At 69.9% G+C, this 18,814-nt stretch carries 18 protein-coding genes and 1 pseudogene; 4 read left to right on the top strand and 15 right to left on the bottom strand.

The features are described from left to right. Positions 1–5 precede the first annotated feature (5 nt). A pseudogene (locus tag AC6JBM_RS13650) lies at positions 6–137 on the top strand (TetR/AcrR family transcriptional regulator); the annotation flags it as partial. Positions 138–141: 4 nt separating this feature from the next. Here the strand turns inward: AC6JBM_RS13650 and pqqB are convergent. From pqqB to AC6JBM_RS13630, 4 genes are all read right to left on the bottom strand, one after another. Next, on the bottom strand, positions 142–999 hold the full coding sequence (pqqB, locus tag AC6JBM_RS13645) for a pyrroloquinoline quinone biosynthesis protein PqqB (protein WP_497983974.1): 858 nt from the start codon (positions 997–999) through the stop codon (positions 142–144). Beyond that, positions 996–2,417 carry a pyrroloquinoline quinone biosynthesis protein PqqE gene (pqqE, locus tag AC6JBM_RS13640; RefSeq protein ID WP_497983973.1) on the bottom strand — a complete coding sequence of 474 codons (1,422 nt, stop codon included), beginning with the start codon at positions 2,415–2,417 and terminating at the stop codon, positions 996–998. Before pqqE ends, pqqB begins: the two co-directional genes overlap by 4 nt. Continuing rightward, a complete protein-coding gene (pqqC, locus tag AC6JBM_RS13635) occupies positions 2,414–3,112 on the bottom strand; it encodes a pyrroloquinoline-quinone synthase PqqC (RefSeq protein ID WP_497983972.1) in 699 nt (232 codons plus the stop codon). The genes pqqE and pqqC overlap by 4 nt, the downstream gene beginning before the upstream one ends. A gap of 291 nt (positions 3,113–3,403) precedes the next feature. Further along, entirely contained in the window at positions 3,404–3,763 is a 360-nt protein-coding gene (locus tag AC6JBM_RS13630) for a hypothetical protein (protein ID WP_497983971.1), read from the bottom strand. A gap of 173 nt (positions 3,764–3,936) precedes the next feature. Between AC6JBM_RS13630 and AC6JBM_RS13625 the strand changes: the two genes are divergently transcribed. Continuing rightward, entirely contained in the window at positions 3,937–4,434 is a 498-nt protein-coding gene (locus tag AC6JBM_RS13625; RefSeq protein ID WP_497983970.1) for an SHOCT domain-containing protein, read from the top strand. Positions 4,435–4,535: 101 nt separating this feature from the next. Here AC6JBM_RS13625 and AC6JBM_RS13620 read toward each other — a convergent pair whose 3' ends face one another. From AC6JBM_RS13620 to AC6JBM_RS13575, 10 genes are all read right to left on the bottom strand, one after another. Beyond that, positions 4,536–5,981 carry an aldehyde dehydrogenase family protein gene (locus tag AC6JBM_RS13620; protein ID WP_497983969.1) on the bottom strand — a complete coding sequence of 482 codons (1,446 nt, stop codon included), beginning with the start codon at positions 5,979–5,981 and terminating at the stop codon, positions 4,536–4,538. Then, complete coding sequence (locus AC6JBM_RS13615) at positions 5,974–6,660, bottom strand: GntR family transcriptional regulator (RefSeq protein WP_497983968.1); 687 nt, start codon at positions 6,658–6,660, stop codon at positions 5,974–5,976. The genes AC6JBM_RS13620 and AC6JBM_RS13615 overlap by 8 nt, the downstream gene beginning before the upstream one ends. 41 nt (positions 6,661–6,701) lie before the next feature. Further along, the gene (locus AC6JBM_RS13610) at positions 6,702–7,853 is read right to left on the bottom strand and encodes a M24 family metallopeptidase (RefSeq protein ID WP_497983967.1); all 1,152 of its coding nucleotides are present in this window, start codon (positions 7,851–7,853) and stop codon (positions 6,702–6,704) included. Beyond that, positions 7,850–8,980 (bottom strand): aminotransferase class I/II-fold pyridoxal phosphate-dependent enzyme, encoded by a 1,131-nt coding sequence (locus tag AC6JBM_RS13605; RefSeq protein ID WP_497983966.1) that lies wholly within the window; start codon positions 8,978–8,980, stop codon positions 7,850–7,852. The genes AC6JBM_RS13610 and AC6JBM_RS13605 overlap by 4 nt, the downstream gene beginning before the upstream one ends. A gap of 4 nt (positions 8,981–8,984) precedes the next feature. Next, the gene (locus tag AC6JBM_RS13600) at positions 8,985–10,628 is read right to left on the bottom strand and encodes a phytoene desaturase family protein (RefSeq protein WP_497983965.1); all 1,644 of its coding nucleotides are present in this window, start codon (positions 10,626–10,628) and stop codon (positions 8,985–8,987) included. Between the two features lie 64 nt (positions 10,629–10,692). Then, the gene (locus AC6JBM_RS13595) at positions 10,693–11,463 is read right to left on the bottom strand and encodes an amino acid ABC transporter ATP-binding protein (protein ID WP_497983964.1); all 771 of its coding nucleotides are present in this window, start codon (positions 11,461–11,463) and stop codon (positions 10,693–10,695) included. Further along, on the bottom strand, positions 11,460–12,398 hold the full coding sequence (locus AC6JBM_RS13590) for an amino acid ABC transporter permease (RefSeq protein WP_497983963.1): 939 nt from the start codon (positions 12,396–12,398) through the stop codon (positions 11,460–11,462). The genes AC6JBM_RS13595 and AC6JBM_RS13590 overlap by 4 nt, the downstream gene beginning before the upstream one ends. Next, positions 12,391–12,783, bottom strand: coding sequence for a cupin domain-containing protein (locus AC6JBM_RS13585; RefSeq protein ID WP_350625112.1), 393 nt, complete (start codon positions 12,781–12,783; stop codon positions 12,391–12,393). The genes AC6JBM_RS13590 and AC6JBM_RS13585 overlap by 8 nt, the downstream gene beginning before the upstream one ends. Positions 12,784–12,795: 12 nt before the next feature. Continuing rightward, positions 12,796–14,280, bottom strand: coding sequence for an asparaginase domain-containing protein (locus AC6JBM_RS13580; protein WP_497983962.1), 1,485 nt, complete (start codon positions 14,278–14,280; stop codon positions 12,796–12,798). 11 nt (positions 14,281–14,291) lie between these two features. Then, positions 14,292–15,185 carry an ABC transporter substrate-binding protein gene (locus AC6JBM_RS13575; RefSeq protein ID WP_497983961.1) on the bottom strand — a complete coding sequence of 298 codons (894 nt, stop codon included), beginning with the start codon at positions 15,183–15,185 and terminating at the stop codon, positions 14,292–14,294. Between the two features lie 621 nt (positions 15,186–15,806). On the opposite strand from AC6JBM_RS13575, the gene uppS reads away from it, so the two are divergent. After that, positions 15,807–16,577 carry a polyprenyl diphosphate synthase gene (gene uppS, locus AC6JBM_RS13570; protein ID WP_497983960.1) on the top strand — a complete coding sequence of 257 codons (771 nt, stop codon included), beginning with the start codon at positions 15,807–15,809 and terminating at the stop codon, positions 16,575–16,577. A 322-nt stretch (positions 16,578–16,899) separates the two neighbouring features. Continuing rightward, positions 16,900–17,253 (top strand): hypothetical protein, encoded by a 354-nt coding sequence (locus AC6JBM_RS13565; protein WP_497983959.1) that lies wholly within the window; start codon positions 16,900–16,902, stop codon positions 17,251–17,253. A gap of 105 nt (positions 17,254–17,358) precedes the next feature. Here AC6JBM_RS13565 and AC6JBM_RS13560 read toward each other — a convergent pair whose 3' ends face one another. Further along, positions 17,359–18,417 (bottom strand): lysylphosphatidylglycerol synthase transmembrane domain-containing protein, encoded by a 1,059-nt coding sequence (locus tag AC6JBM_RS13560; RefSeq protein WP_497983958.1) that lies wholly within the window; start codon positions 18,415–18,417, stop codon positions 17,359–17,361. Between the last annotated feature and the right edge of the window lie 397 nt (positions 18,418–18,814).

Genomic DNA, 18,814 nt, shown 5'->3' with positions numbered 1-18,814 from the left:
CGACCTTCTTCCGGATCGCCAACCGGTACACCCTCAACGCGATCTTCGGCCGGGATCCGGTCGACCCGGCCCGCCGGGAGCACTACCGGCGGCTGCTCGGCGACATGATCGTGTCCCATCTGCTCACCGGCGGGTGAGGGCTCACCACTCGATCGTCTGGCCGTCCGCCGCCATCTCGGCAGGGGCGTCCGCGCCGGCGCGCGCGGCAGGGTTGGTGTTGTTGAGGTGGCCGAACAGCACCCGCACGCCGCGGTGGCGCCGAAGGGCCGGGAGCGCCTCGACGATCGGCAGGTGCCCCATCTCCCGCGGGGTCCTGGTCAGCCCGGTCTCACGGGCCATCTCGTCCCCCGTGAGGAACGTGCCGTCCAGCAGCGCGGCATCGCAGCCTTGCAGGAAGTCGTCGAAGGCATCGGTCCACTGCGGTAGGCAACTGGCGTAGAGGAACACCCGCCCGGTCCGGTCGTCCGTGATACGCAGGGCGCAGACCCAGTCGTCGCCGGTGTCGTGGCCGGCGTAGCGGGGTCGCTTGGCGCCGACGATCGCGGTTCGGACCGTGAGGCCGCCGTCGAGGCTGAGCGGCTCGCCGATCGGGAGCTCATGGAGCCGAAGGTCGGTGTAGCGGCGCAGCACCGGGATCACCGGCAGCGACGTTTGCAGCGCGCCGAGAACGGTGCCCGTGGCGTACAGGGTGAGCCGGTTCGCCTCACGCAGGCTGAGCAGGCCTGCCGTATGGTCGATCTCGGCCGTGGTCAGCAGGACCCCGCGGATCGGGGTGTCCCGCGGGCCCGGCCCGGGTTCGACGTCCCCGGCGGCGAGCAGTTGGGTGCGGATGTCGGGTGAGGCGTTGACCAGGTACCAGGCGATGCCGTCTCCGGTGACGGCGACACCGTCCTGCGTGCGGTGCGACCCGCTGCGGCGCGCCGCCGTGCAGCCGGTGCAGGCGCAGTTCCATTGCGGAAGGCCGCCGCCGGCCGCGCTGCCCAGGATGCGCACCTTCACCGTTGCCGCCGGGGAACGGCCAGTGGTCGGGGCCCCGCGTCACCGCCGCCGGCGGCGGCGAGCACGGCATCGTGGTGCGGGGACCAGCGGCAGGCCGGATCCGTGGCGGCGGGGTCGCCGGTCAGTTGGAACGCCTGGCACCGGCAGCCACCGTGGTCGATGTCGCGCAGCGCACAGCTCTGGCACGGCTCGGACATCCATTCGGTACCGCGGAATGCGTTGAACAGTGGCGCGTGCTGCCAGATGTCGGCCACAGCCATGGCCCGGACCGACGGAATCTCGATGCCCGGCAGCTGCCCCGCGGCGAGACAGGGCAGGGCGTCACCGTTGGGTGCGACGACGAGCTGGCGGCTGGCCCAGCCGTTCATGCACGGCTTCGGGTATCCGGTGTGGTAGTCGGGCTCGACATAGACGATCTCGACACGGTCACCGTGACGGTCGTGGACCGCCGCGGCCGCGACCGCCGCGGCGTCGGCCTGGGCGCGTGTGGGCATGAGCGCGGCGCGGTTACGCAGCCCCCAGCCGTAGAACTGGGTGTGTGCGAGCTCCAGCCGATCGGCACCGAGCCCGATCGCCAGTTCGGCGATCTCCTCCACCCGGGCAAGGTTGCCCGCGTGCAGGACCACGTTGACCGAGAACGGGATCCCCGACTCGCGGATCAGCGCCGCCGCCCCGAGCTTGCGGGCGTGGAAGCTGCCGCCGGCGACCTGGTCGGCGGCGGCCGGCCGGTCGTCCTGCAACGACAGCTGCAGGTGGTCGAGGCCCTCGGCCAGCAGCGCGGACAGCAGGTCATCGGTGAGCGGGATGCCGCTGGTGACCAGATTCGTGTACATGCCGAGGCGGTTCGCGCGGCCCACCAGCTCCGCCAGGTCCCGGCGCAGCAGCGGCTCGCCGCCGGACAGGTGGACCTGCAGCACACCGGCGGCGCGCGCCTGCTCGAGCACGTCGCACCACTGCCCGGTGGTCAGCTCCTCGCGGTAGGCGGCGAGCTCGAGCGGGTTGGAGCAGTACGGGCACCGCAGGGGGCACCGGTAGGTGAGTTCGGCGAGCAGGCCGGTCGGTCGCGGGTGGGCGCTGCTCCACCGGGTTGCCCCGGCGGCGCCGCCCGCCAGGGCGCCGCCGGGACGTTCACACCGGGTAGGCCCGGAAGCCAGCAGTCTTCTGCTCGTCAGGTCGGCGAGAAGCCGCTCGACGTCACCGGCGTCGACGCCGGTGTACTCGCGCGCCAGCACCTCCACGATCCCGGCGAGATCGCGGCGGCCGTCACACGCCTGGACGACATCGGCAGCGACCGTGTCGAGCAACAGCACGCCCTCCGGATAGAGCAGGGCGTGCTGCGACCGCACCGGGTCCCGAACAAGACGGACGCCGCGGTTGAGCCCGGGCCGCTCCACCGGCCGCGGGGCGGTTGTGGTCATGTGGTCATCGCCGCGTAGTCGATGGCGTCGAGCATCGCGCCGAGGACATCACACTTGAAGCGCAGCGCGGCGAGCGCCGCGTGTTGCTGCTCGGCGCCGGTGCAGTGGGTGAGGACGAGTTCGAGGGTGTCGGCGCTCTCGGAGCGGGCCACGGGAATCCTCGTCTCGAAGTAGGTGAGGCCGTCCGGTTTGATCCAGTCGTAGTGTCGCTGCCAGGCGTGCACCCGCTCGGTCATGAGTTCGGGTGAGAACAGTTCGGTCAACGCCGCGGCAACGCCTTCGATCCAGGGCCGGGTCATGCAGAACTGCACGTACCCGTCCACGGCGAACCGCACGCCGCGCAGCACATGCCGTTCATCGACGACCTCCTCCCGGGAAAGCCCCACCGCCTCGGCAAGGACGAGCCACTCGGCCAGCCCGCCCTCGCCCTCATGCGTGCCGTCGTGGAAGGTCACCCGCGGCAGCCACTTGCGCCGAACCTCCGGCAGCGGGCAGCGTGACACGACCGCCGCGTTCTTCTGCGCCAGGCACCGCTGGTAGTACCAGCGGTTCGCCACCCACGACCGGATCTCGTCCGGGCTGCAGCGCCCGTCGTGGAGGCGGAGATGGAAGCGGTGCCGGTCCCAGTAGAGCGGGCCGAGGCCCCTGAGGGCCTCGGCGAACGCCTCCCGGCTCAGCGCGACTGCCGGAGCCACGGATCCCCTGCACCGGAGTAGGCGGAGACCTCCGGCCGGGTCTCCAGGCATTCGACGTGGGGCGCACTCCACTGCCGGCGCGGAGGTTGGGGGGCGGGGAGAGTCTGGTCGGTGGTGGACATGGTCGCTCCTTGTCGGTCGGTCAGCAGATGCCGATCTTGCAGGCGTTGGACGTGAACGCGTACGACTGATGGACCAGGCCGCCGCAGAATGCGGCGGTGGGACTGGTACCCGAGTCGGCGACCCATATTCGTCGCTTCACACCACGCCCCATCCGGTCCGCCAGATGGTTCACTTGATCCGCTTGATGGACGAACCGTGGACCGACCCGAGGCGCCTCCACAAGACCGGTGAGAATTCCGGGGGGACCAATCCGCCCGTCGGCACGTTTGGACCACAATGGGTGAGTCGCGGGGCGTCCGCAGCGTCCAACGCGCGCTGGACATCCTCACACTGCTCACAGACGACCGCCCACTGGTGACGATCCGCGACACCTACCGTGACGCCGGTGGCGCCGTCGACGGCGTGGACGTTGCCGAGCGCCGTCGCGGGCGATGCCTGCGCCGCGGTTCCGGCCACCTGCACCAGTGCCGAGCGCACCGCGGTCGCGGCCGCGCCTTTGAGTACCCGCCTGCGATCGATCTCCGTCATGGCGCAACCTGCCCAGGCCACCAACCGGCCCGAACGGCCCGTCACACCAACATGATCAGCTCATTGCGGAGGAGCTCGACAAACCTGACCTCTGCGGAGGAAGCCGTCAAGCACTATCGGCACTCCGACGCGGGGAGGTCGTGATGGGTCGCATTCCGTACGCAACGACTCGGATGGAACGCCTTGATCTGTACGGTCGCACCGTGATGCATCGAGTCCGTTCCACGATCGCCGTCCTGCTCGGCGTCGTCTGCCTGGGCGTCGCGCTCTTCGCGCTCTTCCAACTGATCCGGGGCGGATCCTGCGCGTCCGGGGGCAACTACGTCTCTGCCCGGCCGTGCCCACCGGGGACCGGCACATGGGCGCTCATCCTGCCCCTGGCCATCATCGGCAGCCTCGCGAGCTTCATCCTGGGCCTGTGGTTCCGGCAGCCGGCGCCTGACGCGGCGCCGCACCCCATTGGCAACGCTGGTCCGGCGGATCGGCCGTTCGGCGCGCTGGTCACGATCAACGACGGGCAGTTGCTCACGGCCGGGCCCGGCACCGCGCAGCCGGCTCCGGCGACGGACCCGCTCGTCAGGTTGACCATGCTGCAGTCCCTGCGGGACTCCGGTGCGCTGACGCCGGCCGAGTACGAACAGGCGAAGGCGAAGATTCTGGCCGAGATGTAGGCGTCGTCCCGGTATGCCCCCGACGAGGACCCCGAGACCGCTCGCGCCGGCCGGTGGCAACGAACGCGGTCCCGGGGAGGCAACCCGAAGGGCCTTTCACCTCACCATCGGACGTAGACCGACTTGGACACCGTGTAGAAGTCCAGGGCGACTGATCCCTGTTCCTTGAACGCCGCGTTGGATGAGTCCTTCAGCCCGCCGAAGGGCACGTTCGGCTGATTTCCGGTGGTCGTCTCGTTCACCTTGACCGTGCCGGCCCGGACCTCGTCGGTGAAGGTCTGCGCCGCGGACAGCGAGTTCGTCAGGATGCTGGCAACCAGGCCGTACCGGCTGGCGTTGACGCACGTTATCGCCTCCTCGAGGGAGGAGACCTCCACGACCGCGACCACCGGGCCGAACACTTCCGTCTGCAAGATGTGCGCGCCGGGTGGAAGGTTGGTGAGGACCGTGGGCTCGAAGAAGGGCGGGGCCGCGGCTCCCGGACCATGCCGGACTGCCCCTTCCCGCACGGCGCTGTCGACGATGCCCGCGACCCGAGCGTGAGCGGCCGTGCTCACGAGCGGGCCGACATCCGCCGACGGGTCCGTGCCGTCGCCGATGCGGAGCGAGCGGGCCCGGGCGACCAGCGCCTCCACGAGAGACGACGCGATGCCCGGGGTGCAGTAGACCCGGCTGGTGGCGGTGCAGGCCTGGCCGGTCAGGCCGAACGCGCTGCGGGCGATCACGTCCGCGGCCGAGTCAGGGTCCGCGTCGTCCAGGACCACGGTGGCGTTCGATCCACCCAGCTCCAGTTGGACGCGAGCCATGCGCTGACCGCACACCGCGGCGATGCGCCGGCCGACCTCCGTGGAACCGGTGAAGCTGATGGCGTGAATGCCCGGGTGGGCGGCGACGGCGGCTCCGATCGTGCCGCCGTCGCCGACAAGGACGTTGAGCACACCCGGAGGCAGTCCGGCTGACTCGAGCAGCTCGGCGAGGAGCACACTCGGGCCCGGCGCTTCGAGGGCGGGCTTGAGAATGACGGCGTTGCCGGCGACCAGCGCCGGTCCGATCTTCCAGGCGGGGATCGCGAGGGGGAAGTTCCATGGGGTGATCAGCCCGACGACTCCCAGCGGCTCCCGCCGCGAGGTGATTCGCAGGTTCGGTTCCAGGTTGGCGAATTCCTGGCCCGCGAGGCGCCACCCTTCGGCGCCGAAGAAGGAGAGATAGTCGATGGCGCGGTCGACCTCGGCCCCGGCCTCCCGGAGCGTCTTGCCTTCCTCGAGCGTGATGGCGGTCGCGAACTCGGCGCGGCGCTGCCCGAGCAGCGCCGCGGCGCGGCTGAGGACTTCGCCGCGACGCGGTGCGGGAGTGCGCCGCCAGGCGTGCTGCGCGTCGGCGGCGGCCTCGACGGCCGCGTCGACGTCCTGGATGCCGCAGAGTGATACGTGTGCGACCGGGTCCCCGGTCGGGCCGTGCAGCATGCGGGTGCTGCCGCCGACCCGGTTGCCGTTGATGCGGCCCGCGATCACCCAGGTGTTCGACGTGCGATCCCGGACGCTACTCACGGCCGGGGTCGTCCTCTTCGAGAATGTGTCCCAGGACTTCGCGTACGTGCGCGCGCATCGCGGTCTCGGCGCCGTCCGGGTCGTGGTTGGCGATTGCCTCGGCGACCGTGACGTGCAGGTGCGCCGACGCCGCCTTGAAGCCTCGCTGCACGGGCCTGATGTTGCGCAGCGTCTGAGCGAGGTCAAGCGCATTCCGGGCGTACCGCTCGAGGTGGCTGGAGCGCGCAGCGCTGACGATCGCGAGGTGGAACTGGGCGTCGAGAGCCCGGAACTCGTTTGCCTCTCGGTTGTCGGCCGCTTCGAGGCTGCGGTTCGCCAGCTCGAGGATCGAGCCGGACTGCTCGTCGGAGCGCCGCTGCGCCGCCAGCCTCGCGGTCATCCCCTCGAGGCATTCACGTACCTCGAACGCCTCCGCCAGCGCCGGCTTCGACGGGGTGGCGATCCGGATGCCCTGGGGGTGCACCGAGACCAGGCCCGCTTCGGTCAGATGGATGAGGGCCTCCCGGACCGGGGTGGCGCTCACCCCGCAGAGCTTCGCGATTTGCGGGATCTTGAGGTCCATGCCCGGGGCGAGGGTGCCGTCGACGATCGCCTCTCGGAGCAGCGCTGCCGTGCGGACTGTGAGGTTCTGGTGCCTTGCCAGCGGAACAATCCCCGGCGAGGAATCGTCAACCTTCACTGTTCGTCCCTTTCCGTGACCCTGGAGCGAGATCTGGTACGTCATTGCGCCGCCGACAAGACTGTCCGAGGCAGGGTGGTCAAGAATCTCGTTCCATCTTCCTCGACGGCCAGGATGTCCGTGCAGCCGACTGCGCCCAGGCCCGGGACCCTGAGCGTCGGCAGCAGATGGAAGACCATGCCGACCTCGATCGGGCGGGGATCGCCGGCGCGAATGTCGAGGACGTCGCCTTCGCCGAGCCCCGGCGGGTAGGAGATGCCCATGCTGTAACCGCCGCGATTCGGCCAGTACGCGGCCGGGAACTCCGCCTCCACCAGGGATCGCCCGGCCCTGTCGACCTCGCCGATCGTCACCCCCGGCCGGGCGGCGGCGCGCATGGCCTCGCCGGCGGCCGCCGAGAGCGCGACGATGTCCCTGATCTGCGCGGTCGGCTCCCCCCGCGTCACGGTGCGGGTCAGGACCCCGTGATACCGGCCCTTCGACGCGCAGACCTCCATCCGCAGCGGCTCCTGGTCGCTGATCGGTCGCTGGGCATGCGTCGAGTGGGTCACGAGCGAGCTGACGCCCGGAACGATGTAGGCCGGCGAGCCGGTGTACTCGCTGCCACTGCGTGCGAGGCTGGCGAGCACGGCGGCCGCGACGTCGCTGTCGGTCGCGGCGGCGCGAAGACTCTCGAGCCCGGCGGTGATCGAGCCCTCGGCGAGCCCGGTCGCCCGCTGGATCAGTGCGATCTCCGCGGCCGACTTGCGAGCGCGGTGGCGTTCCACCAGGCCGGACGCGTCGATGAGGTCGTGCAGCTCGCCGCGCAGCTGGTCGTAGTACAGCGGAGGAAGGAACAGGCTGCGCCGGTCCACGCCGTTGCGCTTTCCCGCGAGTCCCGCCTGCTTGATCGCCGACAGCAGGGTGGGGATCGGATCGGTCAGGGCCTGCACCTCGATCGGCACCGTGTCCGAGATCCACGGCAGGTCGGGGACGTTGACGCGTTCGGTGTTGCGCACCACGAACCGGATGTCGCCCTCGGCCGGCACGATGAGGCACTGGAAGATGTGGTAACCGGGCGTCGTGTAGCCGGTGAGATACGTGATGTTCTCCGGTCCGGTGACCAGCAGCGCGTCCATGTCCCGCTCGGCCATGTCCGCCCGCACCGCAGCCAGCCGCGCGCCGTACTCCTCGTCGGTGAAGTACCGGTTCATTGCATTGTTCCTTTCCCAAACGACAGCTGGTTGGTATCGGCGAGTTCCTCGAGGGTGGCCGACAATCTGCCGAGTCCCTCCTCCAGGTCGTGCCGCGGTATCGAGAAGGTGAGCCGGCCGAAGACCCGGTCCCCGAACCGGCCGTTGTGCGCGATCGAGACGCGGGCCCGGGAGGCCCATGCCTCGAAGAAGGACAGCTCCTCGCCGGGGGCGATGCCGAGCTCCTCCGGGACGAGCTCGATCAGCTGATAGATGGCGCCGGACGGCCTGACCGTCCGGATACCGCGCCACCGGCCGGCCACGGCGTGCGAGAGGTCCCGGAGCTCCTGGTGCCGCCGGACGTCGTGATGGTTCTGCGGCGTGCCGGTGAGCGCGCCCCAGGCCGCCCATTGGCTGATCGAGGAGGCGCAGTTGCACAGCGATGCGTGCACCCGCCGGGCCACGTCGATGACGGCCTTCGGCCCCGCGGCATAGCCGACCCGCCAGCCGGTCATGCCGTAGGCCTTGGAGACACCGTCGATGGTGACCGTCCGGGCAAGGATCTCGGGTCCCAGCGAGCCGATACTGTGCGCGGCCCGCCCGTCGTACACGAAGCGGGAGTAGATCTCGTCGCTCAGCACCATCGCCGAGCTGTGGTTGACCACCACGTCGGCAAGGGCGGCGAGCTCATCGGCGGTGTACACCGCGCCGCTGGGATTGGCCGGCGAGTTGAGCAGTACCACGCTCGTCTCGTCGTCCAGGGCGTCGCGCAGCTGGGTCCCGGTGAGCTTGTAGCCCGTGTCCGACGTCGTCGTGAGGCCGACGAGCCGACCGCCCAGCTGCTCGACCTGACCGCGGTAGCCCCCGTAGTGCGGGACCGGCACCACGACGTTGGAGCCGGGCTTGACCAGCGCGCTGAGCACGCAGAACACGCTCAGCTTGGCCCCGGCGGCCACCATGATCTGCGAGGGGTCGTAGGCGAGGCCGCGCTCGTGCATGGACCGGCTGATGGCTTCCCTCAGCGGTGCGATGCCCGACGCGCCGACGTACCTGGTGTCGCCGCGGCCGATCGCGTCGACGGCCGCGGCTGCCGCCGACCGCGGGGATTCGATGTCCGGCACACCGGTTGCCAGGTCGATGGTCTTCATCGGATCACCCGGCCGACGGAACGTCTGGGGTCGAGACATCGTCCTGCGTCCCGGAGGTGTCGCGAAGGACCCGAGCGGCGGCGTTGTAGCCCGGGATGCCCGTCACCGTTCCGCCGGGCCAGACCCCCGAGCCGCACAGATACAGCCCCTGCACCGGCGTGCGGTAGCGGGCGAGGCCGGGGGTCGGGCGGTTGCCGAACATCCCGAGTGGCGTCATGTCGCCGTGCAGCTGGTGGCCCTCCACAAGCCCGTACTCGCGCTCGAAGTCGACGGGGCTGAAGGTTCTCTGGTCGACGATGATGTCCTTGATGTTCGGGATGAACTCCTCGATGGTGTCGATGCAGTTGGCCGCGAACTTGTCCTTCGTCTCGTCGTCCCACGTTCCGGAGGCGAGGCGGTAGGGCGCGTACCAGACGTTGACGCTCATCAGGTGCCGTCCCGGTGGAGCGAGGCTGGGGTCGACGACCGAGGGGGTCAGCCCCAGCAGTTTGGGGCGCCTCGACGGGTGGCCGTACTTGTAGTCGTCGTACGCCTCTTCGAGGTATTCGACGGTCGGCGAGTAGCGGTACTGACAGGCCGCCAGCTGCCGCGCCTCCTCGTCGGAGGTGGCGGACCGATGGATGGGAATGCCGTCGAGCGCCAGGACGAGCTTGAACGCCCCACCGGCCATGCGCAGGTCGCGCAGCCGGTCGGCGAGGCCGGTCGGGATGAGCGCCGCGTTGTCCAGCAGGCTCAGCAGCGTGGTCTTGGGGTTGATGTTGGACAGGACGGTCTGGGCCGTCACCTCGTCCCCGGAGGAGAGCACGACGCCGGTCGCCCGCTCCCCGGCCGTCAGGATGCGCTCGACCCGGGTCTCGAGGCAGATCTCCACGCCCCGCGCCTCCGCCGCCGCGCGCATGGCCTCGGCGATCGTCCCCATGCCACCCCGGGGCAGGCCGGTCGAGCCGCGGACCATGTGGCGGCGCGGATCGTCGGCCGTCGTGTTCCCGCTCACCAGCGACAGCGGGCGGCGCAGAAGCCCGATCGGTGACCCGGGGGTCGAGGGCGCGACGTTGCCCGCGCTCATGGACAGGCTCGCCAGCAGTGCTTTGAGATGCGGGCTCGACAGGCGCCGGTCCAGGAAGTCCTGGATGCTGCCGAAGAACACCTCGGCGAACGCCGCCTCGTCGTCCGGTGTGCGCATCGATGCGGCCAGCTCCGCGAGGCTCGGCGGATCGTCGAAGACCGACACGCCGAGCTTGCGCGCGAAGTCGTTGAAGAACTCGATGACCCCGAAGTAGGCATCGACGTCCTTGGGGGCCAGCGCGTGCAGGTCGGCCTCGGTCCGCTTCCGGTCCCGCCAGCCCTTGAACGAACGCCCGTCCGCGAGCGGGAACACCATGGTCGGATCGGGCCGGTCGAACGTCACCCCGAAGTGCTCGAGCTGCATGTCCTCGAAGATCCGGGGCTCCAGTGCGCTCGGCGTGTTGGTGATCGTGCCGCGGTACCCGGGGAAGAACTCCACCGGCGCGCAGAGTCCGCCGGCCTGGGCGCGCTGCTCGACGATCAGGACCCGGCGACCGGCGGCGGCCAGGTAGAAGCCGGCGACAAGACCGTTGTGGCCCCCGCCGACGATCACGGCGTCATAGTGGGCGCTTCTGGGCTTCATCACTCCTCCATATTCGATATATCGCACACGGGCGACGCCGACTTGATCACGAAAAGACCGATGGCTAGTTCGCGAAGCCCGACCTGGACAGGAACGCCTTGAGGCCGTCGGCCTGCGGATCGCGGAGCAGCCGGCTCGGGGCGCCCGACTCGACGATGCGGCCGTCCTCCATGAACACGATCCGGTTCGCGACTTCCTCGGCGAACCGCAACTCGTGCGTGACCACGATCATGGTCATCCCGTCGGCCGCCAGATCCCGCATGACGTCGAGCACCTCCCCCACCAGTTCGGGGTCGAGCGCTGACGTCGGCTCGTCGAAGAGGATCAGCTTCGGGCGCATGGCCAGCGCCCTCGCGATCGCCACCCGCTGCTGCTGGCCGCCCGAGAGCTGCCGTGGGTACGCGTCGCGCTTGTGCGCCATGCCGACCCGCTCGAGGAGGTCGACCGCGAGCGCGACGGTGTCGGCGCGCCTGCGCTTGAGCACTCGAAGGGGGCCCTCGATGACATTCTCCAGCACCGTCATGTGCGGGAAGAGGTTGAACTGCTGGAACACGATGCCGATGTGCCGCCGGTTCACCGCCGCCTTGCGCTCGGAGAGCTCGACGAGCGTGCCGTGCGACTCCCGGTAGCCGACGTACTCGTCGTCGACCTTGATGATGCCCGAGTCGACGGATTCCAGGTGGTTGATGCAGCGCAGCAGCGTGGTCTTGCCGGAGCCCGACCGTCCGATCAGGCAGACCACCTCCCCCTTGTCGACGTCGAGGTCCACCGACTTGAGCACTTCGTTGGCGCCGTACGACTTGCGCACACCGCGGATCGCGACAAGGGGCGTCATCCTCGCACCACCTTCCGCACCATGCGACCGCCGGCGAGCACACGGCCGATACGCGTCGCCCCGGGGCGAGCGACACCCTTGCCGAAGATCCGTTCGATGTAGATCTGCCCCACCATGAGAATCGAGGTGCAGAGGAGGTACCACGTCGAGGCGGCGAGCAGCAGCGGGATCGGCTGGAAGTTCCGGGAGAAGATCTGCTCCGAGACGTACAGCAGGTCGCCGAGCGACAACACGCTGACCAGTGACGAGTACTTCAGCATCCCGATGATGTTGTTGAAGGTCGGCGGGATGATGACCCGGACGGCCTGCGGCAGCACGATCCGGCGGAACGTCTGCCAGGGCGTCATGCCCAGGCCCATGGCGGCCTCGGTCTGCCCCCTGTCGATGGACAGCAGACCCCCGCGGACGATCTCGGACATGTAGGCCGCCTCGTTGAGGCCGAGCCCCAGCACGCCCGCGACCATCGCCGAGATCAGTGCGTTGGTCGGCCAGCTGTGCAGGTCGGGACCGAACGGGATGCCCAGCGTCACCTTCGGGTACAACGCGCTGAGGTTGTAGAAGAAGATGAGCTGCACCAGGGTCGGTGTGCCCCGGAAGATCCACGTGTAGAACCAGGCGAAGCTCGACAGGATCGGGTTCCGCGACATCCTGCACACGGCGATGACGACCCCGAGCACGATGCCCAGCGCCATCGCCATGGCGGTCACTTCCAGGGTCAGCAGGAGTCCGCTGAGGATCGCCTCGCTGAACATGTACTGGGCGAAGACGTCCCAGCGGTACGCATCGTTGGTGATCATCGAGACCACCATGCGGACCACGAGCAGCAGCGCGATCACGACCGAGACCCAGCGCCAGGGGTGGCGCTGCTTGACTACGCGCAACGTGTCCGGCGCCGCCGACCCGAGTTCCCGCCGATCGGTCGTAGCACTACTCATGCCGGTGCCACTCGTCGTCGGCCTGGAGCCACCGGGTCGTACCACCTGCCTTCAGGGCCATCTGGGTGAAGCTCTCCTCCTCGCTGATGGAGCCGTGCCAATGGTGGGCGTGCGCCGGGATCACCATCCAGTCGCCGGGCAGGAGCTCGTGGACCTCCCCTTCGACGGACACCGCACCCCGGCCGCTGACGGCGTAGAGGACCTGGTCGACGCTGTGGATGTGGGGCAGGGTGCGCGCCCCGGGCGCGAAGTAGACCCCGGTGACGTCGGTGCCGGCCTCTTCGCCGTGACGGTAGAGGTCCTTCCGGGAGACCGCCCCGGCAAAGCGTTCCGGCTCGTCGGCCAGCTCGGCCTCGACCGGATCGAAGTGCTTCGGCCGCATCATGTGTGCCTCCGTTCAGTGAGTGTCAAAGACCTCTTGCAGGGATCGGATGTACGCGGCGGTGGCCCGCTGCTCGGCGGCGGTGGGCCGGTTCGGGTCCTCCGCCGCGGGCGCCGCGCCGAACTTGAGCAGGCAGGCGAGCAGCAGCATCCTGGCCTTCGTGGCGCTGAGGTTGCTGCCCGCGACGAACGGCGCGGGCGTTCTGCCGACCGGGTCCTCCGGCCGGCCGCGGCCGCACCAGACAACGGGAAACCCCGAGTACACGGCGGCCGACAGGGATGACTCGACCGCGCGGCTGGCCCATCCGTTGGGGGCGATGCCCTCCAGCACGAAGCCGGCGAGGCCGTGCCGCTCGACGTTGTGCGACACGGCGTCCTTGACGCCGAGGTCCGCACAGCCGCACGCGCCGCCCGCGATGCCGTACCTGCCGTACACGACGATGTCGACGACCGGAAGCACCTCGGGGTCGAGGCGGCCGCTGCTGTCCGTCACCCGGACGGGCCGGCTACCACCGGCGCCGTCCAGCGCGCGGACCTCGCGGGGCAGCGCGGAGATGCGCACGGCCGAGTTGCGGGTGTGCCGCCGCAGCGGCCGATACTCCAGCCGGATCGGCCAACGGGTGGTGCAGGTGGCCACCGGGCCGCCGCCGGCGTACCCGCCGGGACGGCCGGCCACCTTGTAGGCTCCCCGCGCCGTGCGGACAACGCCGTCGGCGACCAGGACGGCACCCACCGCGTCTCCGCGACCGTCCAGGTTCCAAGCTTCCGAGACGATGTACCGCACGCCGTCGACAAGGTTCTGCCCGCCGTCCGATCCGATCGAGCGATGCAGCCGCTGAGCGACCTGACCGACGATGGGCTTGGCGGTGTCGATGAGCAGGCCGAGCCAGTACAACGTCTCCTCGATCACCGGGCTGCCCTCGAGCCATTGCACCCCGGCGACCTCGGCGGCACCGACGATCTCCTGGACCTTGTTGGTGATGGTCATGAGCGTGCCGATGTCGGGCTCGGCGCGGCTCTCCCAGGCGCCGTAAGGAAAGTAGTCGACGCCGAGGACCTCCGGCGCTTCGCCGCTGGTGTATCCGGCCGGCGGGCCGGCGCGGAAGTGCCGGTACCGCGCCAGCCTGCCGAGCGCGCCGGTGTGGCCCGCCTCGTCGGTCCAGAGGGCGTCCAGCTCTTCGTACAGCCGCTCGGCCGACGGGAAGAAGCTTTGTGCGGCGGGACCCGCGCCCTCCGGCAGTGGCAGCGCCACGAGCTGCCCCCGAGCCAGCGTGACCTTCCGCAGGCCGTCGCCCGACGCGCTGTTGAGATGCTCGTCGATCGGGTGGCCGCTGTGGCCGACGACCTCGATGGAGACGTCCTCGCCCAGGCGCTGCGGAACCAGCGCGGCGGGATCGGCGCCCATGGGCGGCGTGTTGAGGATTGTCGCGGTGGGACCCGCGACGACCGCGATCACCGGAAGGGAAGCCCCGTCAGGCTGCGTGCCGGGTTGGCTGTCCATTGCGTGGACTCCTAGTTGGTGCCGGCGTTGATGACGGCTTTGTCAGAAGCGATGCCCTGGACGTTCCACTTCTCGAGGATCTTCATGTAGGTACCGTCGTCCATCAGCTCCTGCAGCGCGGCCTTCATCGCGTCGCGCAGCTCCGGCTTGTTCTTGGCGACCGCGATTCCGGTGTAGCCACCGGCCATGCGCGGGTCCCCGAACAGCTTGAGCGCACTGCCGGCCTGCTTGACCGCATAGGCGGCCGGTGCCGTCGAGGCGAACACCGCGTCGACACGCTGACTGGTCAACGCGACGACCGCCTGCGGATTGCTCGGGTAGGTCGCGGGCTCGATCGCCGGCTTGCCCGCATCCACGCATTCCTTCTTGGACAGGTCCTCGATGATCAATGCTTCGGCGCTGCCGGCTCCGACGCCGACCCGCTTGCCGCACGGGATCGGGTCGCCCTGGTAGTCGCTGCGCGTGATGAAGGACTGGGAGACGCGGTAGGTGTCGAGGATGTCGACCGCCTTCTGGCGTTCCTTCGTGTCCAGGAAGCTGATTCCCGCGTCGAAGCGGCCGGCCTCGATTCCGGTGATCACGCCCGTGAACTTCGTCCGGGTGAAATTGATCTTCAATCCGAGCTTGGCCGCGATCGCGTCGAGCATTTCGGCGTTGTAGCCGATCACGTCCTTCTCATTGGTGTCGAGGAAGTTGTCGGGCGGGAAGTCCGCCGAACCCGCGACCTCGATCACGCCGCGGGCGGCGACGTCGCTGGGTACGAGGGTTCGCAGGCTGTCGTTGGCAGCCACATCGGAGGCCGGCTTCTTGGCGTCACCGCCGCCTCCGCAGGCGCTCACGGTCGCGAGAAGAGCAAGGGCCACTGGGATGAGAACACGAGATCGCTTGCGCGTGGAGAGGGTCATGGCGCCTCCAGAAGTACGTGATGCGGTACACGCTATGAGATATATTTCTGGCCCGCAAGAGCGGTCTTGCCGTGCTGAGAGCGCGTTTGAGATGCCGGTCGGGCGGGTGCCGGTTGGTGGGCGGCCACGCCCGGACCAGGTACGCCGCACCGGTGTCGCCCCGGCGGGGTGGACGAGGGTTCAGCCTTTGACCTGGACGCTGTGGGCGATGCCGCGTGCATCGACGGCGGCCCTGAGGGGGCCGCCGTCGCCGTATCCGGAATCCGCGGCCACCAGTGGCGGCCGCAACCCGTGCTGACCCTCGCCCTCCGGGATCCTGGACTTGCGGCGCCGTTGCCTTGCCGCCTCGACATCGACAGCGACACCAGCGGGGTGCGGCCGGTGCGCCGGCCCCGCGGCGCGTTCGTCAACCGCTTGCGCTGCCTCGCTTTGGCCTTCACCGCCACCGACCCGGCCTTGACGGTGCCCCACGACTCCGGCGGGCCGTTGAGGAATTGGCAGCTGCACCAACCCTCATCCCGTCCCTGACTGGCGATCAGTTGTGAGAGTCGCGTGAAGGAATGAACGAAACACCTGAACCGCCAGCTCCGCGATGATGAGATCTCGCGAATGTGGACGACGGTGAAGAAGACTGCCTACTCGCTCTACGCGCGGCGCCTCAACGCGCAGCTGGCCGGCGCGAGCCTGCCCCGGCACGTCGCGATCGTCATGGACGGCAACCGCCGATGGGCACGACAGGCCGGGTTCGCCGACGTCAAAATCGGCCACCGCTACGGGGCAGAGCACCTCGACGAGGTCCTCCAATGGTGCGCCGAAATCGGCATCCAGCACGTGACCGCGTTCGTCGCCTCCGTCGACAACCTGCAGAAACGAGGCTCCGACGAAGTCGACAACCTCCTGTGCATGATCGAGGAAGTCGTCGCTGAACGCCTGACCCGGCCTTCCAGCATCTGGCAGATCCACCCAGCCGGAAGGCTCGACGTCCTTCCCGTCTCCACCAGGCACGCCCTCAAACTGGCCGAGGAGGCCACCCGAGACAGCAACACGCCCTTCCACCTCACCATCGCCATCGGCTATGACGGCCGCGAAGAAATCCTCAACGCCATCCGATCGCTGCTCGAAGAGCAAGGGCGAGCCGGTCACACCATCGACGCCATCGCCCAACGGCTGACCACCGACCAGATCGCCACTCACCTCTACACCAGCGGACAACCCGACCCCGACCTGGTCATCCGCACCAGCGGAGAACGCCGCATGTCAGGATTCCTCCTCTGGCAAGCCGCATACTCCGAGCTGCACTTCACCGACGTCTACTGGCCCGGCTTCCGGAAAATCGACTTCCTCCGCGCCCTACGGTCCTATGCCGCACGCCATCGCCGGTTCGGTGCCTGACCCGGCACCACAGCGTCGCTGAGCCTGGCCGCGTTCGGCACCGCGGCCAATGACCGCTCCGGCTCGCGCACCACGCCCGCCTCGCTCAGCGACGGCTACGCGCTCGGCCTGACGCTCGGCGCCGTCCTGCTCGTGGCCGCCGCCATCGTCGCCGACCAAGAGCTGCGCCGCCGCACCGGCTCCCGCGCGCCCGAGCACGACCACCACACCAACGACCGCCCGGGCAGCACCACAGCCGAGACAATCCGCCACCAGCGACGCCACGGCCGAGGCGTGCGCGCGATGCGGGCCCGCTCGCCGACTGAGCGACTACCGTGGGCGCGTGCACAAACACGGACGATCGGGGAAGACCATCGTCGTCGACGGTGCGCAGTACCACGTGGCTGTGCGCAGCAACCCGGAGACGATCGTGCTCACCGCGTACCCGCTCGGCGACAAGCGGTCACTGTTCCGAATGAGCCTGCCATGGCGCGGAACCGGCTTCGAGGTGGTCTCGCACATCTACCGGCCGGCGCTGGCCGAGCGGCTGATCCGGCGGGCCCGGGAGCTGGGCTGGACCACGCGGCTGGAGATCGCGGACGGGCGCCGGTTCGTCGACGAGGTGCTCGCCGCTGACCCGCTTCCCGCTCTCCCGCCGGCACCGCCTTCACAGGACGAGGGCGCCCCGATGTCATAGGACGAAGCCGCAGCCGGCGCCGCCGCCGGAGTACGGCTACCGCCCGCGCCGGGCGGCAGGACCACGCCCACCGCTTGCTCCCCCGCCCTCACGGTCACCGCAGAACTACGAGCCGCTACCGCTCTCCCGCCCACGCTGCCGCCGCAGTACCACGGCCGCGACCCCGCCGATCGGGATCAGCGCCCAGCAGGACAGCACCCGGTACACGAGCACGGCCGCGGCGGCGCCGACACCGGTCGCGCCCGCGGCGGTCAGGCCCGCGATCAGGGCGGTCTCGACTACGCCGACGCCGCCCGGGGTCAACGGGACCTGGCGAACGATCTGCACGGTCAGGTACACCGTCGCCATCGTGGCCACGCCCACCGGCAGATGCAGCGACTCGGCCACGGCGACGAGACAGAGCAGGTCGGCGAGCCACTTCACGGTCGCGTACACCAGGGCGAACACCCAGTCCAACGCCCGCAACCCGGCCCCGGCCCGCCATGCGTCGCCGGCCGCGCGCAGCAGGCCCTGCAGTGCCCGGGTGACCCGATTGCCGGCCGTGGGCCGCGCGTCCGGCGCCGGGGCGGGACGGCGCGCGAACCGGCGGCCGGCCAGGACCAGCGCGGTGGTGAGCGCGGCCATCACGACGACGACCACGAGCGGACGCCAGCTGAGCAGGCCGTCGGGGTTGCGGGCGACCAGGGCCAGGCCGCCACCGGCGTAGAGCAGCGCGAGCCCGCCGATGGAGGCCAGCCCGGAGACGATCGCGGACGCCGCGGAGGCCTCGCGGGTCGCGCCGCCGCGCTGGTACTCCCGGATCGTGAACGCCGTCGACACGGCCGGCCCGGCGGGCATGGAAATCGACAACGCCGTGCCCGCGAGCGTGATCGCCATCACGTGCCCGCGGGTCAGATGCGCGCCGAGGCTGTTGAGCAACCGGCGCTGTTGCAGCGCGAACGACTCGATGGAGGCCACCTGGAGCAGGGCGGCAAGAGCAATCCAGCTGTACTTCGCGCCGCCCAACGCCGCCAAAATGTCCTGCGGCGACGGCAGCCGCCCGTGCAGTCCGATCGTCGCGAGGACGACCGCGATGACCCCGATGACCGCGAGCCGCACCCAACGCCGACGGCGCCGCCGCGGCGGGGCCGGGGGCGCGAGCTCGGGCGTAGTGGGCGCGGACACCGTCTGATTATCCCCAACGGGATTTCACACCCTCGCCCCCGGCACCGTGGCCAGCGTCTCAACCGGCATTCCGGGGGCGGTCAACGCCCGGCGCCCCGCCACGCGCAAGCCCCCATCCGCACCCACGAGGCATCCGCCGCCCACCGCAATCGAGCGGCGAGCGGCGAGCGGCAAGCGGCAAGCAGCGAGGCAAACGGCAAGCAGCAAGCAGCAAGGGGCAAGCGGCGAGGCAAGCGGCAAGGGGCAAGCGGCAAGGGGCAAGCGGGAAGCAGCAAGGGGCAAGCGGGAAGCAGCAAGGGGCAAGCGGGAAGCAGCAAGGGGCAAGCGGGAAGCAGCAAGGGGCAGGCGGCAAGCGGCGAGCGGCGAGCGGCTGGGCGACTGGGCGGCTGGGCGACTG

This window comes from Dactylosporangium thailandense, assembly GCF_059739745.1.
The sequence above is the reverse complement of the archived record's forward strand: the minus strand, read 5'-3'. Positions and strand labels throughout refer to the sequence as shown.

What these genes read in the sequence shown, in the direction of transcription:
- pqqE (WP_497983973.1), bottom strand. Translation starts at nt 2,417, where the DNA reads ATGACCACAACCGCCCCGCGGCCGGTGGAGCGGCCCGGGCTCAACCGC.
- AC6JBM_RS13630 (WP_497983971.1), bottom strand. Translation starts at nt 3,763, where the DNA reads ATGACGGAGATCGATCGCAGGCGGGTACTCAAAGGCGCGGCCGCGACC.
- AC6JBM_RS13625 (WP_497983970.1), top strand. Translation starts at nt 3,937, where the DNA reads ATGGAACGCCTTGATCTGTACGGTCGCACCGTGATGCATCGAGTCCGT.
- AC6JBM_RS13610 (WP_497983967.1), bottom strand. Translation starts at nt 7,853, where the DNA reads ATGAACCGGTACTTCACCGACGAGGAGTACGGCGCGCGGCTGGCTGCG.
- AC6JBM_RS13605 (WP_497983966.1), bottom strand. Translation starts at nt 8,980, where the DNA reads ATGAAGACCATCGACCTGGCAACCGGTGTGCCGGACATCGAATCCCCG.
- AC6JBM_RS13600 (WP_497983965.1), bottom strand. Translation starts at nt 10,628, where the DNA reads ATGAAGCCCAGAAGCGCCCACTATGACGCCGTGATCGTCGGCGGGGGC.
- AC6JBM_RS13595 (WP_497983964.1), bottom strand. Translation starts at nt 11,463, where the DNA reads ATGACGCCCCTTGTCGCGATCCGCGGTGTGCGCAAGTCGTACGGCGCC.
- AC6JBM_RS13590 (WP_497983963.1), bottom strand. Translation starts at nt 12,398, where the DNA reads ATGAGTAGTGCTACGACCGATCGGCGGGAACTCGGGTCGGCGGCGCCG.
- AC6JBM_RS13585 (WP_350625112.1), bottom strand. Translation starts at nt 12,783, where the DNA reads ATGATGCGGCCGAAGCACTTCGATCCGGTCGAGGCCGAGCTGGCCGAC.
- AC6JBM_RS13580 (WP_497983962.1), bottom strand. Translation starts at nt 14,280, where the DNA reads ATGGACAGCCAACCCGGCACGCAGCCTGACGGGGCTTCCCTTCCGGTG.
- AC6JBM_RS13575 (WP_497983961.1), bottom strand. Translation starts at nt 15,185, where the DNA reads ATGACCCTCTCCACGCGCAAGCGATCTCGTGTTCTCATCCCAGTGGCC.